Below are 21,747 nucleotides of genomic sequence, written 5' to 3' on the forward strand. Positions count from 1 at the left end.
GACCTTGCCGTCGCGGCCCCGCAGGAACTGCTTGGCGTGGCCGTCGTGGTTGGAGATGAGCCAGTCTATGACGTGCTCCCGCTGGATTTGCTCGATCTCCAGGGTAGTGAGGTCGGAAGGGTCCATGCCCGAGAAATCGAACTTTTCCTTGAGGTCTGTCCGCCATTTCTGGATGGAGCCGAGGCGACCGTTAAGTGGAATGGTACGGACCTCCACGGCGTTGGGATCGATAAGCCTGCCGATCCTGTACGCGGCCTCCTCGCCGTGGGCTATGAACTCGTCCTCGGCCTTCCCGACCGGCTTGAAGAGCCAGCGGTCGCCCGCCTCGTCGGTCCAGAACTCCTTTTCGTGGGCGCCGCCCACCTTGGCCTTGCCAGCGAGATTGAAGTTCCCCGACTTTCCCTTTGCGAGCCAGGCCGAGTCAGCCTCGTCGAACTCGGAGCCTTTCTTGGAGAAAACCGGGGGCGCAGGTGGCGTGGGTTTCGGTGCGGGTGCTGGCTTCGGCGGTGCGGGTGCCGGCTTCGGCGGTTCGGGCGCGGCGGCCTTTTTCTTGCCGCCGTGCTTTTCCGCCCAGGCCGCATGCTTGGTTTCGATGCCGGCCTTGGCGGCCTCGATCTTGGCCGGGTCGGTCTCCGTGAACAGGGTGACCAGCTCGTCCTTGTTCGCCCACTGCCAGTGCTTGAGCTGGGTGTCCTTGGCCAGGTTCTTCAATTCCCCGGCCTTCATGGACCCCACCTGGTCCTGGAAGAGCTTTTTCTTGAGGGCGAGTTCCTTGGCGTGGCCATGGAGCATCTCCTGGGGAAGACCGGGCGATGCCGCGAGCGCCGATTCCGCTTCTTTGACCGCCGCGAGAAAGTCGCTGTATCCCGCCGGCGACTGGGGCAGAACCACCTTGGCAGCAGCCTGCTCCACGGCATGCTTGGCCTTGGTGACAGCGGCCTTCTCCGCGGCTTCGACCGCTTCCTTCTTGGCCTTTTCCGCAAGTTCCTCGCCGGCGGCCTTTTCCAGAGCCTTGACGAGTTGCTGCTTGTTCTTGAGCGGGCCGATGTGGTGCTTCTTCTTGGCCTCGATCAAAGACGCGCCCTGCAGCCCCGTGTGATCCACGCCGGGTTCAAGCTCGTCCAGGAGGTCGACCACGTCCTTTTTGGTCATGTTGAGCGAGACGCCCTTGGCCTTGGCCGCCTCCTGGAGCTCGGCCACGGTGAGGTCGTGGAGGCCGCCGGCCTGAGGAACTTTCTTGATCTGCTCGGCAATCTGCTGGGCCTGCTTGAGGGACGCCTGTTTCTGGGCCAGGAGTTGGACCAGATCGTCCTTGGTGCGGAGCAGGCCGATTTTGTGCTCCTTGAGCTTGGTGTCGAGCGCGGCTCCGGCCAGCGTGGAGTGATCCACGCCCGGCTCCGCGGCGTCCAGCAGCTTGACGAAATCGGCCTTGGTGCGGGCGATGGAGACGCCGTTCTGCTTGGCAAGGGTTTGGAGCTGCTTGGCGGTCAGGGTGTTCAGGTCCGAGATCTGTCCGCCCTCGAAGGCCGCCTTTAGCTTCGCCTCTTCTGCGGCCTTGGCCTTTGCCTGCTCCTCCAATGCCTGGGGCGGGAGGATGCACGCCCCGGGTTCGTCCGCAGCCTTCGCCCCCAATTCGCCGCCGCAGATCACCAGGGGCCAGGCGACCACGCTTGTGCACCGGCAGTTGGGGTGGGCAGGCTGGCGGGGGAAGCGGGCCGTGTCGAACACCTTGCCGTCCAGGGGCCCGCAGACCGGGCAGACCCGCTCGTCCTCCATGGTCATCCATTCGAGCTTTTGGACCCCGACCTGGTCGTGGAACTTGATCCGGCCCATGTTGTGGGAGCGCAGGACCTCGGTGCGGGCAATCACCTCCATGCGGTACTGGGCCTTGGTGAACACCTTGGAGCCCGCCTGGCGGAAGGATTCCGGGTCCTTGACCACGCGCCCGAGGTCCCGGACGATGTCCTCCACGCCCTTCCCGGTGGCCACGCCGCCCATGACGACGCGCTTGATGCCGTCCGCCAGCTCGCGGTGCACATCTCCGGCCAGGACCAGGTTGTAATTCGTCATGAAGTCGAGAGCGTCGGTGTCCACCAGGGTGAAGACGCGGGTGGCGAGTTTGTCCATGCCTTCCGGGGTCAGGTCCCGGTAGAAGGGAAGCTGGGCCGAGGCGAACTCTCCGATGCCGCCGTAAATCCCCCGGCGGAACGATGCCTTGGCGGCCTTGCGGAAGCGCAGGGTCTGGTCCCGGCGGAGGCTCCCCGTGATCTCCCGGATGTCGGCCTGGAGCTTCTCCAACCCCTTGAGGGCCGCGAGCTTGTTGTCGGGAAGCGATCCGAGGCTCTTGTATCGGAGGATTGCGCGGCGCACCTCCTCCTCGGAAGCGGCGAGCATCGAGGTCAGTTCGGCGACCGTTTGTTCCGCGTAGAGATTCCGGGCGTGGACGCTCTTTTCCGTGGCCAGGCGTATGGCCTCGGCCTGGGTGGAAGAAGGCTTGGCCGCGAGCGCACCGATCATTCCCCGCACTCCCGGCACGCGGTCTTACGGGAATCCGCTTCATCCTCGCGGCCGGGGCCGTTCTCCCTCGCGGCCGTCTTGGGATCGAAGAATCGGCAGGCCGGGGTGTCGAAGAGGGTCTCGTTGCGCTGGACCCGGCAACGGTTGCGCTCCTCCTCGAAGTGCGAGCAGTCGTCGCAGATCTTGTCCGCCTTGTCCGCGTGGGCGAAGGGCCCGGCCCAAGACGCCTCGGCCCGGCTTCCCGTTGGATTCTTGGCCGGGTCCAGGCCGAGCATCTCCTGGGCCGTCTCGACGCCCATGATCCCGGCGGTCACCATATCGACGATAGGTTTGATCTGCTTTTCGTCGAGCAGGTCCACCGAGCGCTTTTCGCTCTCGCGGTTGGCGGCCTCGATGTCCGGGTCGAGGTCCATCTTCAGTTGCAGGCTCGAACGGCTGATGAGCTTGCGGTCGTAAAGCTCGATCAAAAGGCGCTTGAAATCCACCGCGTCAGAGGGGTCGAGGTCGTTGAACAAATACTGGAGGGTCTTGTCCTCCCAGCCCTTGAGCTCCAGCCAGTCGTTGAATATCCAGTTCAGGATGATCCGGGCCGCCTGCTTGATCTCCCGGATCATCACCAGCATCTTCTGGAGGCTCACCGAGGCCGTGGCGAAGTTCGGGCCGTCGCCGGCCACCAGTGACCGCGAGAGGCCGAGCGCCACGACGATGTCCTCCTTCACCTCCTTGACCTTGTCCTCGACGTTTAAGACCTGGCCCTCGGTGCCGTGCGTCTCGACCGTGACGTAGAAGGGTACGACCAGGCCGCTTTTCAGGTCCATTTTGTTGACCATGTCCCGGACCTGTTCGAGCATCTTCTGGTCGGGCATGACCATCTTCTGGCCGAACGCACCGCCCACCTTGAGCAGCCGGAAAGGCGTGGCCCAGCGCTTGGCTATGGCCTGCTCGGCCCTGCGGTAGTCGCGTAAAAGTTCGATGGACTGGAAGGCGGGAAACACGAGCGAGTTGCCCCGCGGGGAAAAGGCCGGAGCGTCCCACTTGAGGTGGAGCACCTGCTCGACGGGAAGGGTCAGGCCGTCCGACGCGCCCGGGTTTTCCTCGGGGACCTGCTTGACCTCGGAGAGCCGCCCCTGGACGTACTTGACCTTGACCGAGACCGGGTTGACGCAGACCAGTTCTTCAAGGTCCTTGCCGTCCTTGGTGTAGCGTTTGAAGCCAACGGCGTCGCCCTTGACCAGGAGTTGGAGGACCATGTCCTTGACGAACCCGGAAATGTTCAGGCGCCCGACCAGGTCAACGGCCTCCAGCTTCACATTCTCGTCGTCGCCCGCGATCTTGATCTCGTCGCCCACGGCGAAGGTCCGCCAGGAGTTGACGCAGTTCTTCACCAGCGGCTCTTCGAGGTAATATTCCCATGCCTTGCGCGCCCGGTCCTCCCAGGCCGCCGGAATGGCCTCAGAGGCATTGACCTTGCTGAACACGGAAGGGTCCAGAGCAGCGGCCGCGGCCAGGGGGACGAGCACCATGCCGTCCGCCTGGAGGGATGGTTCAACGCCAGCCGTGGAGACCTGGCTTTCGGGTGTCGGGTTGGATCGTGCTTCCACCGGAGTCCTCTCGGTTTGATGCCCTCGTGGGCGCGACATTCGCGCCGTGGGGCGGGGAAAGCCCGCCCCTGGGGTTATCTACCGGAGGGGTGGAAGAAACGTCGGTGGTAGGGAAAAGGCAGGGTCTGGGCACTTCCAAGATCAGATAAAAACCGGCTCGGTCGCCAGCGGCACCAGGGAGACCGTCTCCTCGTTTACCTGGTCGAGATCGGCCTGCTCCCGGGCGAGCATGGCGCAGCGCACCGCGTCTATGATGTGGTCGTTGCCCTTGGAATAAACCACGCGGCCGTCGTGCAGGGTGTAGGTGTGGGTCGTGAACTGATCCTCGATCTCCAGGTCTTCGATGGGGAAAACGAGCTGGCGGCGCTGCAGTCCCCCGGCGATGAGGCTGGTCATGAACTCCTTTGTCCGCTTCCTGATCTCGTGTCCGTCGCGCACGGCCAGCGTGGTCATGCCTCCGAAGTCGTAACCGCGCAGGCGCCCCTGGAGAGCCAAGTCCTTGTACTTGTCCAGGGTCAGAAGTTCCTGCACGACCGCCAGGCCGTTGCCGCCGTTGTCCATGCCGATGCCCGCCGCGAGAAAATACCGGTCCAAAAGGGCGATGGTCTGGGCGATGTGGGGATAGGCCACGTGCTCCATGTGGACCCGCAGGACCAGCTTGGTGATCCTGCGCTCGGGGAGCTCGACCTCCTGGAACACCACGATCTCAGTGGGGTCGTTGGTGTAGCCCAGGTCCCCGCCGATCCAGAAAATTCCGGTTCGGGGCGTGAGGTTCAGCAGCATCTCCAGCCGGTCGTGGGATTCCTCCTCGGTGGCGCAGCCGCGCAGCTCGTCGCCGGTGACGACCACCTTCTGGTACTCCACCACGTCCTGGCGGCAGAGGTTCAGGTGCTCGACGTTGAACGCCCCATAGGAAGGCTTGCCGTGCTCGCCGGCCACTTCGTGCTGCCAGCCGGAGCTGTCCCGGCCGCCGTAAAACTCCAGCAGCTCGGCCTCGCGCTCCTCGTTCCAGGCGGGGTTCAGCCAGGACGGCCAGCGGAACACCCGGAACTGGCTCGACCCGGTGAGCCGGTAATAGGTCGTGTTCCGCAGGCCGTTGGGGGTGGAATAGATGCGCAGCCTGCCGCCGGATTTCAGGCACTGGCGCAGGGCCTTCCAGGACCGCTCGGTGAGCCACGCGCCTTCGTCCACCCAGACCCGGTCCACGTGCAGGGACCGGAACGCATCGCCGTAGGCCCCGGCCGGACGGAAGTAGAGGATCGCGCCGTTGGTGAATTCGAGCCGGAAGTAAGGCTTGCGGTGAATCTTGAGCTTGCCGTACTTGGTCACGGCGATGCTGGCCATGAGGTCAGAGTTGGCGTCGAGCTGGAACTCGATCTCCTCGATCAGCGTGTCGAGGTGCCCCTGGTGCGGCGCGGCCACGAGGCCCTGTCCACCGCGACGGGTGAAGGCGAATTGCAGGGCGTCCGTGGTCACGCATATGCTCTTCCCGGCCTCACGGCCGTCCAGGTGTATGATGTTCCTGTCCGGGCAGAGCAGGTCCTCGGCCTGGTGGGGCCAATAGACCCGCTGCCCGCCGTCGCGGTTGCGCAGGTACGCCTGGCCCCAGAGGACCGGGTCCGCCAGGGTTTCCGCGAGCTTCCGCTCCTTTGCCGACATCCGCGCCATCAGGACATCCTCGGCCTCAACGCGGAACCCAGGATCGCGCCGACGATCTCCACCAGCACGTTTTGCACCCCGGTCATTCCCTCTCGGTCGCGGATCACCCCCTCGACGCCGGCCTTGGCCCGGTCCAGATCGTCCCACTCCGGGTAAGCCTGCCGGGCCTCGTCGAACCTGGTCAGGGCCTCGTCAATCTTCCCGTTTGCCAGGTCCGCTCCGAGTTCCACGAGCTGCCGGCCCGCCTCGCGGACGGCCTCGCTGTTCTGTTCCAGGATTTCCTTCATGGATTCACCTCCTTTTGGTTTGTTTCCTGCCCGGACGCCCAGCGGTCTAGGGCTTTCATCACCGAAACCAGCCGCGTGCCGATGCCCGTGAGCCGCTCCCGGTCCGGGTGCTCCGAAGCCGCAAGGGCCTTGTTGGACTCGGCCACGTACTCGGGCATGTAGCGGTTCGCCGTGTGCACGGCGTCCTGGATGCGTTGCGGCGGTCCCACGGTGACGCACCCGAAAACGGACGCCGCCAGGGACAAGACCAACAGAGCTTTCAAGACCGTTTCCATCTGCTTTCTCATGGTTCACCTCCCGGCCCGCGTAGGGCCTCATCTTTCGCGTTGAATGTGCATGAAACGCCTTGACTTCGGGCGTGGTCGAAGCCTGTATGTGAACTCAAAAAGGGCTTTAAATCCAGGCTGTTGAAACAAGGAGAACCCCACATGGCCAAAAGAACGAAGGAGAACGACCCCCAGGCGGCTTACCGGGAACAGCAGGAAAAGGTCGCCGGGTTGATGGACACCATCCGAAAGAAGCTGGACCGGCATGCAACCGGAACGGTCAACTGGGGCCATGTCGGCGACCTCGGGCACGTCGAGGAACTGCTCGCGGAGATCAGCACATTCCTCGGTTGAACAACCACCACCAACATAGGAGGAAAGATCATGGCTGAATGCACGCTTCACGAGGCTGCGCAGGAGTACATCGAACACCTGCGCGCGCAGGGAAAGAAGGACCGGACGCTTTATACGTACTCGAAGGATTTCGAGCAGATAGAAGCCTTCTTCGGCAAGGACCGCAAGCTCGCAACGATCCTGACTCCACACGTGGGGAAGTTCTTCAAGTCTGACGCGCTCCTGAAGCTCCCCAACGGGAACGAGCGGGCCAAGCCCACGGTGGACAAGACCCGGCGCGTGCTCCGCATGTTCCTGGTCTGGGCCAAGGAGACCGGGCGCATCGAGAAGCTGCCCCTGCCCAAGGTCACCCCCATGGGCCGGAGCGCCAAGAAAGGAAACCAGAGCGATGACGAACACGTCGGCACCGAGGCTCCGGTTGTTGAGCAGCCCTGAACCGTTGGGAGCGCAGGAGCGGCCCGGGTTCGCAGACGCCCTGGAAGCCTTCGCAACAAGGCTCGCCGCCGAGGGCCGCTCGGGGAACACCATCAGCGCATACCTGCGCGACCTCTCGTGCATGGCGGGCGTGCTCTCTCGGTTGCATCCGGGAATCGCCCCGGACGCCGTGACCAGTGCCATGCTCGACGAGGTCCTGACCTCGCCGGGGGTGGCGACCTCTGCTAAGGGTGAGGTCCGGTCGCCGGCGTCCATGCACCGATTCAAGGCCGCGGTCCGGTCGTTCTTCGCCTGGGCCACGCGAAGCGGCCTTGTCCGGGACAATCCGGCCGGGTCGCTGACCCTGCACAGACTCCCCCGCACGCCGCCCAGGTTCCTGACCGAGGCCGAGAAGCGAAGGCTCTTGAAGGAGCTTCGGGGAAGGTCCACCTCGCCTGCCGTCCGGGACCGGGTCATCATCGAGTTGTTCCTGGGGACGGGTATCCGTCTCCAGGAACTCGTCAACCTGGACATGGAGGACGTTGACCTCGACGCCAAGCACCTGCGCGTGGTCGCCAAGGGCGGGGTCCCCCAAGTGAAGTTCCTAAAGTCCACCCTGCGCTCCCTTCTCCGGACCTACTTAATTGAACGCCGACGCCAGGGCGACGGTGAATGCCGGGCCTTGTTCCTCTCGAACCGCGGGACCCGCGTGTCCCCGGGCCAGGTAGCCAACCGGGTCAGGTGCTGGCTCCGCAAGGCCGGGATCGAAAAGGACTTGAGCCCTCACAGCCTGCGGCACACGTTCGCCACCCACCTCTATGCGGCCACATCCGACCTGCTCCTGGTCAAGCGGGCCCTGGGCCACCGGGACATTTCCACCACGGAAATCTATACCCACCTCGTTGACGGCGCCCTGGAGGAAGCCCTCGAACGGCTTTAGTCTCTCGGACCTTGAATGCGAGCGTTTGAGGCTCGAAGGCGGCTCTTGACCGGGCCGCGTTTTTGTTCTATCTTTGTAGCAACATAGTATTAACCGAAATGGAGGGCTCGCCCTATGATCAAGACACTTACCAAGCACGGAAACAGCCTGGCCCTGGTGATCGAGAAGCCCGTCCTGGAGCTTCTTGGCGCTGACGCCGGCACGCCGTTCGACGTGACCACCGACGGGCAGGTGCTTATCCTCTCCCCGGTCAGGGACGCTGATCGGCAAGAAGCCTTCCAGGCCGCCCTCGACAAGGTGAACACCCGGTACCCCAAGGCATTGAAAAAGCTCTCGGAATAATCCATGGACCCGAAATTCCTGAGCCTTGGCGAGGTGCTCGCCATCTACCGGGACCAGATCGCCCGTCACGGCGGAAGCCCCGGCATACGGGACATGGACCTCGTGAAATCCGCGGCCGCCATGCCGTCCGCCACTTACGGCGGCGAGTTCCTGCACACGGACATTTTCGAAATGGCGGCAAGCTATCTCTTCCACCTGGTGAAGAACCATCCCTTCGTGGACGGCAACAAACGGGCGGGGGTTGTGGCCGCGCTGGTCTTTCTCGATCTTAACGGTTATGACTTCACCGCCCCGGAAGACGATCTTGCCGAAATGGTTCTGGCCGTCGCCCGAGGCGAGATGGACAAGGCCCGGGTCGCGGTGTTCATCCGCGAATGGTCGAAGCCTTTCTGAGCCTTTCTGAAACTTACCCCCGCCTCTTCCAATGGAAATTTCAATCAAGAAAAATTTCCCCTTCCTCCGCAAACGCATTTGGAGTCTCCGCAGGAATCGATCGTAGGGTTTCCACCGGCATTGTTTGAAGGCCTCGAAGATTACGGATAACAAAGAAGGTTGGTTATACTGCATTCCACAACCGGTGACCGCCGGAGACCCTTGTGTTTCCGGGGCTGGTTTTTTCTCCGGCCTGGTGTTATCCGCAATCATTCTTCCGTTTTCTTTCGTCCAGTGGTCTTCTGCTCCGGCTCCTTGCGGGAATCCGCCAGCTTTTCCAGCAAGGTAGTTGCCCACTCCGCCGGGCTCGTCTCCGGTCCCTTGGCCGCCTCACCCTCCCTGGCGATCTTGGTAGCCTTGAGGTCCTTCAGGTGACAGCGGATCATCCGGTCCAGCTTTTCGGCCGCGTCCCAGTCGCCAGTCTCCTGGGCCCTGCCCAGCTTGAGGAAGTAGACCGCCACCAGCTCCACCTGCATGAAGTCCGAGCTCTTGTTGAACACGAAGTCCTGATAGAGTTGGCCGATGATGGCCTCGAACAACGGTCGCTCCTCCGGAGAGAGGAACCGGTCGGCATAGATGCCGTGGCGCAGGCTGTTCAGGTTCCCTGGAGGCGCGCCCCGGCCTTCCTTCTCCTTGGCGGCCTTGCGGACCTCCTCCTCGGGGGCGGCATTGCTGTGCCAGCGGTCGAGACGGGCCTTGCCGCTCTTGGTGATCTTTTTTTCGGCCTTGTCGTCGGGCATGGTCACACCAAATTTGATTTCATATCGAGGGGTTGGGGGCGGGAGGCGGATTTCGCAACCATTTCACGCCCACTCACACATCTTTCTGAACACCCCCTTGTTACCTACCGGAAGCCGGGCCGATCTGTCGGGCCTGATTTCCCTTCCGGTATTCCGCAAGGACCTGGTTGACCCGTCGGGTCGTCACTCCGGCCAGGGTGGATACCTCGGCGGTGCTTACGCCCTGTAGGTGCAGGGCGACCACCAGGTCCCGGCGCTCCTGATAGAAGCGGCCGGGCGCGGGTATCCAGAGCAGGCCGGAATAGTGTTTCTGGACCTCCTTGAGCAGCTCCGGGGGAAGGACGTCCTTCGCGTTGGCGTAGTTCTTTCTTTTCTTCATTGCTTGGCCTCCGATTTTTTCAGCCAGGGCTGGTCCACGTCCGGGTTGTGAAAGCGCAGGACGTTTTTCCGCGGGGGCGGTCCGATGATCTCGATGTATCGTCGGGTAACCTCTCCGATGCGCTGGTTTTCTTCCAGGAAGCAGACCAGGCCGTAGTCCTCGCCCAATGGGAACCGGAACCTGCCTCGGTTTCGGTAGAGACGGGCCTCGGACCAGCCCAGGGAGAGCGCCCGATCCCGGACGGCGTCCACCTTGGCCACGGCGGAGGGCGGGACCAGATGATGGTTCGGCCAGTCCCCGTCCTTGGGGAACATGTAGGGCGGGGCTGCGGGTTCGCGTTGGATATGTGCACTGCGGCGGGTGAAGGTGGAATCTTCGGATACGGGGTAGAACGATCCGTTCTCGGGCGGGGCATAGTCCTTGGGGTCCAGCGACTTGACTGCGGCGAGAAGGCTTGCCTCGCCCAGATGCTTCATGGCCCAGGCATGGATTTCGTTAAAGCGGGTCCGCAGCTCGTCGAAGGCCAAGGCGGGCAGCCTGCCGGATTGGGCCGCTTTCCTGGCGCACTCCATCTTATGCCTGAGCCATGCGTAGTATTCCGGGTCGAGCCGCCGGAAGCGGACTCCGCAGACTCCCACGTCCCGGGCGAAGTAGCGGGGTTTGTCGGTTTCCCAGGAGTCCAGTGTCGTTGCGATGAAGAGCGCCGGGGCAGGGTCTGCGTTCCCGGTGCGGGGCGCATCCATTACCGCGGCTTCGGAGGTATTCATGGCGTTTTCCTTCGTGGTTCAGAGTTCCGGGATCTGCTGCATCGCCTGCTTCCAGACCGGAGGCTTCACGGCGGCTCGGGTTCCTCCGGCTCGATGCCGTCCGGGATCAGGGCAAGGTCGATCGGCCCGTTCCGGGAAATGGGGACCTTTGGGGACGTTGTGGGGACGTTGCCGATAAACGTCCCCATGGCTTCTTGTGAATTATTACAAGCTGTTAGACAATTCATGGGGACGTTGGGGACGTTTGAGGTGGTTACGCACACCTGCGCATGCGCGGGCGCGCGCGTATATATTCGCGCGGGCGCGTGTGCGCGCTCACCCGCGTTGTAATCGCCTTCAACGTCCCCAACGTCCCCATTTTCAGCATAACAATTCGTTATTACTTCATTTACTTCGTGGGGACGTTTGGACTGAACGTCCCCATAACGTCCCCAAAGGTCCCCAACGTCCCCATTTTCAAATCCATGACCAGGGCCTTCCTGGACGAGGGCGTAGCAGGCTCCGCCCTTGTGCTTGCCGTGCGTCATGACCCGCGTGACCCGCAAGCCGCCGAACATGCGGTCCCTATCGCGGCTGAGGGCGAAGCCCAGGCGGGTCTCCTGGGACCTGTAGGAGCCTTCCCCGCGCGCCGAAACCATCAGGTTGCGCGACTCACAGAAGTCATTCAAATCCGCCACCTTCATGGGCGCCGCGCCGAACTCGTCCCACCACTCGGACGTGAACTCCCGCCACACCTGGCCTTCGGCGTCGGCATTCTCATAGAGGTCCTCCAGGCTCCCCATGAAGCCGCGGATGCCGGCGACGTCGAGGATTCCACCGATGACCCCGGACCAGCGCTCGAACGAGCCGAGCCTTTGAGCGAACATAGGGCATCCGGCCGCGATCCACGCACGCACGAAAACGAGTACGGCCCGGACCAGCCGCGACCGGTTCTCCTTCGCCCATTCCACGACCTCGGGATGCTTGAAGCCGCTCCGCTGCCAAGGGCGGTCCACCCGCGGATCAATTCGGATGCGGATGCAGCGCCGGGCGATTTCCATGGAGAGCGCCGGGTTGTTCCCCGTGACGAGCCATAGCGCACGATTCGGGAGCGTGAGCATGGCGGTCTTTCCCAGGAGCCGGTCCGTCCAGGATTCGGAGGTGATGACCGACGCGAGCGAGGGGCAGTCGAGTTTCTTGCGCTGGTCCGTGTTGTCGAGCAGGATGATGGGCCTTCCCCTGGAAAGCTCGGCCGTGAGCATCTTGCGGGCCTCGTCGTCCTGGGAGGCCAGGGTCCGTCCGTCGGACACGCTGCCGGTGGCCACCAGGTAGATGAGGTTGCACAGAAGCCCCTTTCCGGAGCCGACCATGGGGGCCTCGACGAGGTGTATGGGCGTGCAGCCTTCGATCATGCGCCGGACAAAGGGCAGGATCATGGCAGCCACGACGTGCGTGCGGTCCGACTCGCCCACAAAAGGAAAATCCACCAGGAGTTCATCCATAAGGAGCGACCGCGCCTCTTCGATGTCTTGCGGTGTGGGCGACTCGGGAACATTGAGGTCTCCAAGGTCATCTTCCGGCTGGAACCACAGGCGCTCTGCGCGGTGATAGCCCGGCTTGGTGACGAGATCTCCGGATGCTCCGAACAGGGGAGTCGTGGCCACGGAATCCAGCGGCGGTAACTTTTCGTCCGGGTAGACCAGCATGTCCCTGGCCACGTCCTTCACCGGCGAGGTGTCGATGCAGGCTTCGTCCGTCACGCGGACCCAGTCCGCCACGCGCGCCAGCATGCCGAAGACCGAGGACTCCTCCATCGGCTCGATCTCCTGGCCGTGCTCGCCCGAGGAGAGGCGCACAAGCGCGCCCGAGCGCAGGAACAGAAAGGGATGGCGGCCCCCGGACGAGACCGAAGGATCGTTTTTCGCATGGACCGCGGCCCAGGAGTCCGCGATGATGTCCCGCAATTGCCGGTTGTTGACCTGAACCTCGGGCAGGTCACTCTTTCGCGGCTTGGGATTCGGTGTCTCCTTCTTTTTCGACTCGAAGGGCAAGGCGGTCTCGACCATGCCGGCGAGGGTCTTTTCGGGCGCTCCCTCCCGCCGAAGGCGCTTGTCCAGGTCTTCATCGGCCGAAGGGACGAAGCGGACCCGGCATTGTGCGTTCAGCAGGGCCTTGCCCACCCTGGCCAGCCACTTGCGGCCAGCCTCGTCCGGGTCCGGGAACATCACCGCGTCGCGCCTGGCGAGGAGCAGTTGCAGCTCGCGCAGGAACTCCTTGGACGGCTGGGCCCCGGGGGTGGCCACCACGGCCTTCCAGCCCGCAGAAAGCGCCGCGGCCGCGTCGGCCTCGCCCTCCACAACGAGCACGGGGCCTTCCTGCCCGCCAGGAAAAGGCCACGGGCAGAGCAGCCCCTGCTTGGAACCCTGGATGCACTTGACCTTGCCGCCGTCCGAAAAGGGACGTCCGTCCGCCTGCCGCCGGCGTGTGCCGATCCGATTGCCGGAAGCGTCCCGCATGGGGAAATGCACCTCGCGGGGCGCTTGAGCGTTGCGAGCCTCGGCACCGAGAGCACGCAGGGCTTCCGGCTTCCATCCGCGCACCCTGGCAAGCTCTTCTATGGCGTCCGGGGCCGGGCTTGGGGGCAGACCTGAACGTGACCCGCGGGACCCGCGGGAATCGTTCTTCCCTGCCAGGTCCTCCGGCGTGCGGCACAACACGAAGGCCACGGCCTCAACGAAGTCACAGCCGCGCACCTTGCGGGTCAGGGCGATGGTGTCCAGGGACTCGCCCGTCGCGTGGTCGTAAAAGATGTTCTTCTCGCCGCCCAACTGGCACGAAGGGTTCCTGTCCTCCCGGAACGGCGAGTGGAACGCCGTGCCCGCCCTGACCTGGGGCAGGCCAAGGCGCACCCACACATCAGCGATGGAGACGTTCCGCGCGGCTTCGATCTGTTCGTCTTGGATTCGGGCCATGGGTTTTGAAAACCTCTCAGTGGAACAGTTGGGACAGAGACGTCCTGCGGTCGTCCGCCCGGATAGGCGGGCACACCCATCCCGGGGCGTCCAAGCCGCCCTGCTCTCTTACATACCGGAGGGAGGGAAATTTTGACGAAAGCAGAGACGCCTTGAACTTTCAAGAAATAGTGTGGTATAAAATCATCAATTTCGGTCCGTTGGACATTTGCTGGAAAATGGAAGGTTTGTGAGAAGGGATTTTTTTATCTATCGGATACACTAATGCCGCTTACAGTGGGCTAAGGGAGGCCGAAGTCCCATCGATATCCTGGCACAAAGAGGGTCTTATGCCTATCCGCATAAGAAACAGCAATAGAGAGGTTCATGGACTGTGGCGGGAGGCTACTCAAGTAGTTAAGCCGATTTCTCTTCAGATTCCCGGAGCCTTTTTATACGAACACCGCAACGCAGTGCCGAGGGGTAGGCTGGTTGGTGTATCATTGGCTGGTCACCAAGATTGAGAGCATTACATGAGCCGAATATTCATTAGTTATGCCCATGAAGATTTCGATTGGGCGCATAGAATCTACACAGACTTGTTTGCACACGGTATCTCATGTTGGTTAGATAAGATGGACCTTTTGCCAGGTCAAAATTGGAACGCGGAAATCCAAAAGGCGATTCGAAATTCGAAATATTTCATTGCCCTGATCTCTTCAAATTCAGTTGACAAGAGAGGTTATGTGCAAAAGGAACTTCGTCTTGCTATGGAAGAGATGGAAAAAATGCCGTATGGTGGAATCTATTTAATTCCGGTGAGAATAGATGGGGCTGGCCCTCGTGACCAGCGGCTCGAATCCATTCAATACTGTGACCTATTTCCAGATTATGACGTTGGTCTTCGAAAAATTTTAGAAGTTGTAGCACCAGAGCACTATTTTTTGCTGCAAGAGAAGTTTCCACTTGGTGGAGTCAGTCCCTCCACAGTAACCTATTCTTCTGCGCCGACACACGCGCCATCAGAAGAACTGAGACAATACTTAGACATCTCGATAGGTCTGGAACAGCTCCTAAAGACTGTACCTGATTTATTCAGAAGGTCAAAGATTGAGATGTGGACCGTTTGTATTGCTGATATCGATAATTTGACTCAGATTAATAAGCTCTGTGGAGCGCTTGTAGGAGATCGCGTCATTTGGAAAGTTGCTCACTACCTCAAATCGCGTCTTTCTCCAACTATACCTAAAGGGAGATGCGGGCATGATACATTCTTTTTTGTTTTTCAGCATCTATCACATAGGGCATCGGAAGCCGCATGCTACGATTTCCATCGTCGTGTGTACGGATTCAAATGGGCTAAACTATCATCAAAGCTAAGACAAGTTTCATTAAGTATAGGATATGCCCCTCGAAAAAATTTTGAGCCGTTTAGTGATACTGTCATTAGGGCGGCTAATGCGATGAATTTTACAAAGATGGAGAAGAATTATGTTTCCATGGCTGCTCCGTATCTCCTGGAGGGGGCGAGTAGAGTTCTCCGTAATTACTTTAGTTAAAAGGTTCCTCTTCGATATTTACGAGAGAAGCAAAGATAGAAACGCTTTTCGGGCGTCCACCTGGCGGCGGGAGGCGCAATTTCTTATCCCCCAGCGGTCGCCGACCAGGATAGTGGTCTGCTTGGCGCGCGTGACGCCCGTGTAGAGCAGGTTCCGGTGGTGCATGAAGGAATGCGACTTGTGGACAACCACCACGGCGCAAGGGAACTCCGAGCCCTGGGCTTTGTGGATCGTCAAGGCATACGCGAGCTGGATGTCCTGCAGGTTCGGTGAACCCGCCTCGATCTCCACGGGAGCGCCGTCGAAGTCCATGGTCAGGGAACCGTCGCGTCCTACGTCGAGGATCACGCCCACGGCGCCGTTCATAACGCCGAGGTCGTAGTTGTTCCGGGTCTGGATGACCTTGTCGCGGGGTAGAAACCTTGGCCTGCGGCCTGGCGGGGTGGGCGGTGCCTCGACGTTCCAGTGCTTGCGCTGGATAAGCCTCTGCAGCGCGCAGTTGAGTTCGCGCGTGCCTAGCGGGCCCTTGTGAGTCGGCGTGAGAAGCTGGACGTCGTTCACGAGGTCGAACCCGAGGCGCTCCACGAGCACGTTTTCGAAGAGGTCCAGCACGAACCGCTGGGCGTCCCACTGGTCCGTGAACTGGTCCACCACATACCAGGCCCGGCGGCCCGAAGGCTCCGGGTCGCTGGTCTTGCGTACCTCGCCGTTCAACACCGCGATGCAGTTCTCCTTGAGCACCCCCGCCTGCCGCACCACCCGGTCCAGGATCACCTTGGGAACGGCCCGCGATTGGATCAGGTCGCGCAGGATGTTTCCCGGCCCGACCGGGGGCAGTTGGTTGTGGTCCCCCACCAGCACCACGGCGGTCCGTTCGAGGTCTATGGCCCTGAACAGGCGCCAGGCCAGGAGCACGTCCACCATCGAAACCTCGTCCACCACGATCACGTCCGCGTCTATGGGATCGTCCGGTCCCTTGGCGTAGTCCCTGCCGTTGAAGCCCAGGAGCCGGTGGATGGTGGCAGCGGTTCGGCCCACGACCTGTTCCAGGCGCTTGGCGGCCTTGCCCGTGGGCGCGGCCAGCACGACGCTCAGGCCCCGTTCTTCGTACAGGCGGGTGATGGCCGAGACTGAGAAGGTCTTGCCACTTCCCGCCCCACCTGAGACGAGCGATATGGAATGGCTGAGCGCGGTGAGAACCGCCTGCCGCTGGCCGTCGTTTAGCTGCGGAGCGGTTTCCGCGACTATGCCGGGCAGTCTCTCCCGGTCGGGGAAGTGCGGGTTGGGTTTTCCCGCGTCATGGAAGACCCTGGCCAGGTCCTCCTCCATTTCGCGGATCTCCGGCTTGGCGACGAGGAACCTTCCGCCGTGGGAAACGCAGACCAGCACCTTCTCTTCGATGATCCGGTCAAGCGCGCGCTCAATGCGGTCCCGGCTGTCGAGCACGTCCATGACCAACAGCAGGTTGGCCTGGTCCACCAGGTCCTCGAACTCGATCCAGCAGTCGCCCTGGTCCAGGGCCTCGTTCACGCAGTGGAGGATGCCGGCGCGGATGCGTGCCGGGTCGTCCTTGGCCGTGCCCATTTTTTGGGCGATCTTGTCTACGCGCTTGAAGCCGAAGCCGCGGACCTCGCGCACGATGATGTAGGGATCGGCCTTGAGCAGGCCAAGAGCGTCGTTGCCGAACTTCTTCACCAGGCTCGTCACCTGGTGGTGGGTGAGTTCGAAGGCGGAAAGCCACGTGATCACCTTGTTGGTCTCGCGCGTCTTGAGCCATTCCGCGCGGACCTTGCGCATGGCTTCCAGGGGCAGCCTGGCGGCCTCGGCGATCCGCTCCGGCTCGTCGGTGACGACCCGGTCGAAGTCCCTGCCGAACCGCTCGGCGATCAGGCGGGCCTTGACCGGGCCGATTCCCTTCATCTCCGGGTGGTTGGCCAGGTAATGGGCGAGGCCGTCCGCGTCCAGGTCGAGGTCGTATTCCATGGCCTCAACATCGAACTGGCGGCCGTACTTCGGGTGGGTCACCCAGCGGCCCTTCAGCACGACCGGCTCGTTCTCACGGGCAAAGAGCCGCCCTGCGAACGGGACCTCGTCGCCGGATGTCGTGACAAGGCGCCCCGCGGAAAACCGAGACCCGGCGTAAAACACCGTCTCGACCCGGCCCCGGAGGGTCACGGGTCGGCTGTTCGTTCCTGGTTCCATCGTCTCGATACCTTCCGGTGATACCTGTGTAAAAAATCTTCAACGAACCGACAGGCGGCCTGCCTGTCCGAGCAGAAGAACACCGGGACGCCGAAGTCGATGACGATGGAAAGCACGGCCCCCAGGACGGCATTGGGGTGCACGCCGGAGCGGTAACGGCAGTCGAGCACATCCCGGAGGTCCGCCTCCACCACCACGCACGCGGCGGCGTACCCGGAGAGGAGGCGCAGTTCCCTGGTGAAGCGTTTGCGGGACCGGATGACGGTGGAGACGAAATCCTCCAGGGTCTTTCGCTCCACCGCCACGGACTCCACGTGGCCTTCGATGGAGTAATCCCCGGCCGGGAGGGCGCGGCGGACGACCTCCGTGCGGCCGGGATCGAAGGCGTAGGGAAGTTGCTCCCTCGAGTCGACTACGACGGTGATCCGGCCCACATCAGAACGGGGCAAGGGCGTCTCGGGCCGCCGCGTCGTACTCGTCTCCGCCGTCCTCGAGCACGATGCGCCGGTTGATGTAGACGTTCTCGTTGTCCCCGCGCGTGCGCTTGGTGACCTCGAGCTTCACGTCGATGAGCTTTTCCAGACTCGCCGGGAGCTCGGAGAGCTTTTCCAGGTCGAGGCCGCAGGTGTGCAGGTCGGTCTTGAGCCACTTGATGTTCTCGCGGGTGGCCATGACGTTGTTACGCCACAGGAGCCTTCCCCGGAACTTCGGAGCCAGGATGCGCAGGGTCCACTTGAGCATGGGGTTGCCCGAAGTCTGGGCCCGGGTCAGCTCTACCCGCTCCACGTTCACCTGGTACTTGCCGTCCGGGATGGTCTCGAACTCCCGTTCCTCGACCTCGGCATGCGCGAAATCGTCGTCGAACTGGGCGAGGTCGATGTCCTCGGAGCCGCGGGGCTGGTCTAAATGTCCATAGTCTTCGTTCTGCATGGTCTGTTCCTCCAATTATGGGGTCTATTTACCGGCGGGCGCGGGCTTCTTGTCCTGCGCGTCCCCCGGAGCCGGCACCGGTTTCGGGGCGCCGGCCTTGGCCCCGGCCAGCGGCTTGTTGAACGCATCGAGAAAAGCCTGGAAATCGAGGGCGATGGTGTCGGGGAGCCTTCCAGTGCGGTCGCCCGCCTCGTAATGGGGGCTGGGCTTGGTGCGCATGACTCGGCGGTAGACAGGCTTGCCGCTCTCGTCGCTCGTCACCTCCAGGTCGCAGAAGAGGATCAAGTCCACCATGCCCAGCACGATCTTGCGGGCCTTGTCGGGGAGCGTAGGAACGATGCGGATGTGTTTGCCGGTCCGGGTCTCGATTTCCTTTTCCTGGGAGTGGGAGACCAGGAAAAGGCCGTAGGGCAGGAAGGCCAGCTTGGTGAGGACACGCTGGAACTCGTTGTTGATCAGCGCCCAGCCCTTGCCGTAGCCGAGGTCGGACTCGTGCTCGATCTTGAACTTGGCGCAGATGTAGTCGCTGCACATCCGGTAGGCGTTGTCCACCGTGTCAAGCACGATCGTTTGAAACGAATGCTTGCCCTCGGCGATTTCCGCGCAGGCTGCAAGCAACTCTTCCCAGGACCGGATGGGGGCCTGGAACACGTCCAGGGAATTCAGGCCAGGTTCGGTGGCGAGAAACAGCGCGCCTTCGGACTTCGAGCACCAGGTCGATTTGCCGATCTTGCTTGGGCCGTACACCAGCACCGTGAGATCTGCGTGATCCTGCTTGGGGGGACTTTTTTTCGCGGGCAACATCTCGGTTCTCCTTTTCTGTGGGGTCTTCAAAAAGCCGGAGCATCTTCGAACGAGGCCTCGTCCCGCAGCTCTTCGTGCGGGGGGACTTTGCGGTAAAAGTTTTCGCTGATGTTCGTGCTGCCGTCGGCCCGGCAGAGCGGGAAGTAGGAGCACGGACGGTGGTAGTGGAAACAAAAGGCGGTGTTCTGGTAGAAGACGCCGCGCCTGCGGGCGTCCAGGAAGGCCTGGGTCAGTTCCCAGAGCTCGGACTGCAGGGTCTCGAACCGGTCGCGTGAGAGGTAGAGCATCTCCCTTTGGAACATGCCCGGCTCTGCGTACTTGGCGGCAAGCCGGTCCTGGAACTCATCGTCGCTTTCCGGGAGCCTGCGCTTGGCGCTGCTCTTGCCGGTCTTGGACTTGGCGATCAGTTCGGCCCGGCGGGCCTCGAACTCGGTTTCGGTCTCGCCGCGGCTCTGTTGAAGACGGGCCTTGACCAAAATGTTGTAGAGGACGCCCGCGATTTTGATGCCGAGCGCCTGTTCAACGTAGCGGGAATAGAGGGTGATCTGGAAGTCGGTCCAGAGCCGCTCAAGGTAATCCGCGTCCACCTGGGAGGCGGTCTTGTGTTCGAGGAGGAAGTGCTCATTGCCGATCCGGACGACGCCGTCCACCCTGCCGGCGAGCACGAAGCTCCTTGACATAGCGCCGGTGGCCGGGTTGACGATGCTCCCCTCGAAGGTTTTCTCGAGGGCCACGACCTCGAATTCTTCGACCGGCCAGCAGGCGGCGTAGCCCTTCATCATCGCCGAAGCCAGGTGCCAGTCCCGCCTCTGGTCCTCCTCCTGGGTGCGGTTCACGTAGGTTCGGTCGATGAAGTCGAGGACCGGCCCGAGGTCCCTGCCGTCGTGCCAGAGTTCCAGGCATTTGTGGATCACCGCGCCGAAGGCCAGGCTGTGTTCGCGTTCCAGGGGCACCAGCTCCCGGATGTAGCGCCACTCGCAGGCCTTGCGGCAGTTGCGGAACAGGCTCCACATGGAATAGGTGGTGGTCGTTTTCGATTCCATCACGCGGCCCCCGTTGCTTGGAGTTCCGGCCCGGCGGCGGGAGCGAAGCCCTCGCGTGAGACCTTGAAGGCGTCCTCGCCGAACTCGCGGGTGAGAAAGCCGGTGAAGATGCGGGCGATGGCGCGCCCGACCTCGGTCGCCGCGTCCACCACGCAGGAGCGTTTCTTCGGGTCCAGTTGGAAGGAGGCGTCGAGCCTCACCAGCGCTCGCCCATGCAGGCTCTCGGCGGCGAGCACCGCCAGGAGCAGGGAGTCCTCCACGTCCCGGATCGGGACCTCGGAGTCGAAGTCGTATCGGTAAATTTCCCGGTTCACGGTTGAACCTCCATTTCGTTGTATGCTGTCCGTCGAAGGCGCGCCGGGGGCGAATGTCTTTTCGGCTTCTCCGCCGATTCGATCCGCCGCCCGCTCTATACCTACCGGAGGCCGGCCCGGACTGTCGGAACGTCACAGGTAGTCCCGTAAACCGGCCTCCTCGAATATTGCGCGCAGCTTTGTGATGCTCTCGTAGATCACCGCGCGGGAAACGCCCGTATCGCGGGCGATTTCGGCGACAGTCTCGGTCTTGAGCCGCCTGCACAGTTCGCGGAGTTTGGGCGGGAGCCGGGCCATGACCTTGTGAATGTCGATGAACAGGTCGTGGCGTTCGGTAACGGGACGGGCGAGTTTGCCGGTCCGCACCAGGTACTCTTCGAGGGCTATGAGGCCGCCTTCCTCGTCCTCCAGGTGATCGTCGAGCGAGCAAAAACAGATGCGGAAGTCCCGCATGCCTGCCTTGCGCGCCAGGATGATGTCCGCGATTTTGTGCGCCACCACGCGGGCGATGAAGGTGCGCGCGCCGGCACGGTCCGGGTCGTACTTGGGCATGCGCTGGATCAGGTCCAGGAGCATTTCCTGCTCCAGGTCGTCGCGATCCGACGGGGTGAAACCCGCCCTGCCGACCAGTTGCCGCGCCTTGTACTTGATGAGGTTGAGTGCATACCCGTCGAGAGCATCGAAACGATTGTCGGAACCCATTTGAACCTCCTCGTGGCCGAGGGGGCGTGGGTGCCGACAAGGGCTGTGACCGGCCGGGAAAGCGTTGCAGGTGCACCGCGCGAGCGGCACCCACAACGCCTCCACTTCGTGGCCGGTTGGTTGTCAGGTACTGAAAAGCGAAAAGTTCAATTCAAAATCGGGGGGCCGGGCCCCGTTCTCAGGCGGCGTCCTCCTCGAAGCTCATTTTGAAGGGGAGTCCGTGTTTGACCTCCAGGGAGAGGATGGTCCCGCTACCCAGGGCCTCGATTTGGGCGAACAGGTCGCGCACCTCTTTCTTGAGTGTGAAATCCTGCTTGGCGGCCTCGGGACGCGGGCCGTTCTCGGAGCAGAATTTCACTTCCCTTACGACGCGGGGCCTTGGTTCCAGAACCGGCTCGCCGTCACGGACGATAAGCCCCTCGATGCAGCCGAAGTTGAGGCGCTGCATCAGGCCGATGAACTGCTGTTTCTGTTGGGTGAGGTTGCTTTTGGATGTGGTCATTGTTCTGCCTCCTGACTTGGGGTGATGTCGTGGAAGGCAGAATTCCAAACAGCGGTCCTAAAA

General features: G+C 62.3%; 22 protein-coding genes and 1 pseudogene. 6 read left to right on the plus strand and 17 right to left on the minus strand.

Annotation, left to right across the window (positions count from 1 at the left end):
* The 5 genes and pseudogenes from HZB23_00745 to HZB23_00765 form a co-directional block, all read right to left on the minus strand.
* A partial coding sequence (locus HZB23_00745; protein ID MBI5843178.1) for a minor capsid protein occupies nucleotides 1-2,517 on the minus strand: 2,517 nt, incomplete at its 3' end.
* A 77-nt stretch (nucleotides 2,518-2,594) separates the two neighbouring features.
* Nucleotides 2,595-4,040 (minus strand): annotated as a pseudogene (locus HZB23_00750) (hypothetical protein).
* 219 nt (nucleotides 4,041-4,259) lie between these two features.
* The gene (locus tag HZB23_00755) at nucleotides 4,260-5,777 is read right to left on the minus strand and encodes a hypothetical protein (GenBank protein MBI5843179.1); all 1,518 of its coding nucleotides are present in this window, start codon (nucleotides 5,775-5,777) and stop codon (nucleotides 4,260-4,262) included.
* A gap of 8 nt (nucleotides 5,778-5,785) precedes the next feature.
* On the minus strand, nucleotides 5,786-6,064 hold the full coding sequence (locus HZB23_00760) for a hypothetical protein (GenBank protein ID MBI5843180.1): 279 nt from the start codon (nucleotides 6,062-6,064) through the stop codon (nucleotides 5,786-5,788).
* Nucleotides 6,061-6,339 carry a hypothetical protein gene (locus HZB23_00765; protein MBI5843181.1) on the minus strand — a complete coding sequence of 93 codons (279 nt, stop codon included), beginning with the start codon at nucleotides 6,337-6,339 and terminating at the stop codon, nucleotides 6,061-6,063. Before HZB23_00765 ends, HZB23_00760 begins: the two co-directional genes overlap by 4 nt.
* 153 nt (nucleotides 6,340-6,492) lie before the next feature.
* Here HZB23_00765 and HZB23_00770 point away from each other — a divergent pair, with 153 nt between their 5' ends.
* The 5 genes from HZB23_00770 (at nucleotide 6,493) to HZB23_00790 (ending at nucleotide 8,773) form a co-directional block, all read left to right on the plus strand.
* Nucleotides 6,493-6,684 (plus strand): hypothetical protein, encoded by a 192-nt coding sequence (locus HZB23_00770; GenBank protein MBI5843182.1) that lies wholly within the window; start codon nucleotides 6,493-6,495, stop codon nucleotides 6,682-6,684.
* 30 nt (nucleotides 6,685-6,714) lie between these two features.
* Nucleotides 6,715-7,119, plus strand: coding sequence for a hypothetical protein (locus tag HZB23_00775; GenBank protein MBI5843183.1), 405 nt, complete (start codon nucleotides 6,715-6,717; stop codon nucleotides 7,117-7,119).
* Nucleotides 7,073-8,038, plus strand: a complete 966-nt coding sequence (locus tag HZB23_00780; protein ID MBI5843184.1) for a tyrosine-type recombinase/integrase — start codon at nucleotides 7,073-7,075, stop codon at nucleotides 8,036-8,038. The genes HZB23_00775 and HZB23_00780 overlap by 47 nt, the downstream gene beginning before the upstream one ends.
* A 114-nt stretch (nucleotides 8,039-8,152) precedes the next feature.
* Nucleotides 8,153-8,380, plus strand: coding sequence for an AbrB/MazE/SpoVT family DNA-binding domain-containing protein (locus HZB23_00785; protein MBI5843185.1), 228 nt, complete (start codon nucleotides 8,153-8,155; stop codon nucleotides 8,378-8,380).
* Nucleotides 8,381-8,383: 3 nt separating this feature from the next.
* Nucleotides 8,384-8,773, plus strand: coding sequence for a type II toxin-antitoxin system death-on-curing family toxin (locus HZB23_00790; GenBank protein ID MBI5843186.1), 390 nt, complete (start codon nucleotides 8,384-8,386; stop codon nucleotides 8,771-8,773).
* A 248-nt stretch (nucleotides 8,774-9,021) separates the two neighbouring features.
* Here HZB23_00790 and HZB23_00795 read toward each other — a convergent pair whose 3' ends face one another.
* The 4 genes from HZB23_00795 to HZB23_00810 all read right to left on the minus strand — a co-directional run bounded on the left by HZB23_00795 (nucleotide 9,022) and on the right by HZB23_00810 (nucleotide 13,649).
* A complete protein-coding gene (locus tag HZB23_00795) occupies nucleotides 9,022-9,552 on the minus strand; it encodes a hypothetical protein (GenBank protein MBI5843187.1) in 531 nt (176 codons plus the stop codon).
* A 100-nt stretch (nucleotides 9,553-9,652) separates the two neighbouring features.
* A complete protein-coding gene (locus tag HZB23_00800; protein ID MBI5843188.1) occupies nucleotides 9,653-9,931 on the minus strand; it encodes a hypothetical protein in 279 nt (92 codons plus the stop codon).
* The gene (locus HZB23_00805; GenBank protein MBI5843189.1) at nucleotides 9,928-10,698 is read right to left on the minus strand and encodes a hypothetical protein; all 771 of its coding nucleotides are present in this window, start codon (nucleotides 10,696-10,698) and stop codon (nucleotides 9,928-9,930) included. Before HZB23_00805 ends, HZB23_00800 begins: the two co-directional genes overlap by 4 nt.
* 65 nt (nucleotides 10,699-10,763) lie before the next feature.
* Entirely contained in the window at nucleotides 10,764-13,649 is a 2,886-nt protein-coding gene (locus HZB23_00810; protein MBI5843190.1) for a toprim domain-containing protein, read from the minus strand.
* 512 nt (nucleotides 13,650-14,161) lie between these two features.
* On the opposite strand from HZB23_00810, the gene HZB23_00815 reads away from it, so the two are divergent.
* On the plus strand, nucleotides 14,162-15,187 hold the full coding sequence (locus HZB23_00815) for a TIR domain-containing protein (GenBank protein ID MBI5843191.1): 1,026 nt from the start codon (nucleotides 14,162-14,164) through the stop codon (nucleotides 15,185-15,187).
* An 18-nt stretch (nucleotides 15,188-15,205) separates the two neighbouring features.
* Here HZB23_00815 and HZB23_00820 read toward each other — a convergent pair whose 3' ends face one another.
* The 8 genes from HZB23_00820 to HZB23_00855 all read right to left on the minus strand — a co-directional run bounded on the left by HZB23_00820 (nucleotide 15,206) and on the right by HZB23_00855 (nucleotide 21,684).
* Nucleotides 15,206-17,389 (minus strand): AAA family ATPase, encoded by a 2,184-nt coding sequence (locus HZB23_00820; protein ID MBI5843192.1) that lies wholly within the window; start codon nucleotides 17,387-17,389, stop codon nucleotides 15,206-15,208.
* Complete coding sequence (locus tag HZB23_00825; protein MBI5843193.1) at nucleotides 17,359-17,823, minus strand: hypothetical protein; 465 nt, start codon at nucleotides 17,821-17,823, stop codon at nucleotides 17,359-17,361. Before HZB23_00825 ends, HZB23_00820 begins: the two co-directional genes overlap by 31 nt.
* A 1-nt stretch (nucleotide 17,824) precedes the next feature.
* The gene (locus HZB23_00830) at nucleotides 17,825-18,319 is read right to left on the minus strand and encodes a DUF669 domain-containing protein (protein MBI5843194.1); all 495 of its coding nucleotides are present in this window, start codon (nucleotides 18,317-18,319) and stop codon (nucleotides 17,825-17,827) included.
* A gap of 24 nt (nucleotides 18,320-18,343) precedes the next feature.
* A complete protein-coding gene (locus HZB23_00835) occupies nucleotides 18,344-19,123 on the minus strand; it encodes an ATP-binding protein (GenBank protein ID MBI5843195.1) in 780 nt (259 codons plus the stop codon).
* A 26-nt stretch (nucleotides 19,124-19,149) separates the two neighbouring features.
* Nucleotides 19,150-20,166: a PD-(D/E)XK nuclease family protein gene (locus tag HZB23_00840; protein ID MBI5843196.1), complete on the minus strand. Its 1,017-nt coding sequence runs from the start codon at nucleotides 20,164-20,166 to the stop codon at nucleotides 19,150-19,152.
* Nucleotides 20,166-20,468, minus strand: a complete 303-nt coding sequence (locus HZB23_00845) for a hypothetical protein (protein ID MBI5843197.1) — start codon at nucleotides 20,466-20,468, stop codon at nucleotides 20,166-20,168. The genes HZB23_00840 and HZB23_00845 overlap by 1 nt, the downstream gene beginning before the upstream one ends.
* A 144-nt stretch (nucleotides 20,469-20,612) precedes the next feature.
* Complete coding sequence (locus HZB23_00850) at nucleotides 20,613-21,182, minus strand: sigma-70 family RNA polymerase sigma factor (protein MBI5843198.1); 570 nt, start codon at nucleotides 21,180-21,182, stop codon at nucleotides 20,613-20,615.
* A 178-nt stretch (nucleotides 21,183-21,360) separates the two neighbouring features.
* Entirely contained in the window at nucleotides 21,361-21,684 is a 324-nt protein-coding gene (locus HZB23_00855; GenBank protein ID MBI5843199.1) for a hypothetical protein, read from the minus strand.
* Nucleotides 21,685-21,747: the final 63 nt, after the last annotated feature.

The sequence above is a fragment of the Deltaproteobacteria bacterium genome (assembly GCA_016235345.1).
Classification (GTDB): domain Bacteria; phylum Desulfobacterota; class Desulfobacteria; order Desulfobacterales; family Desulfatibacillaceae; genus JACRLG01.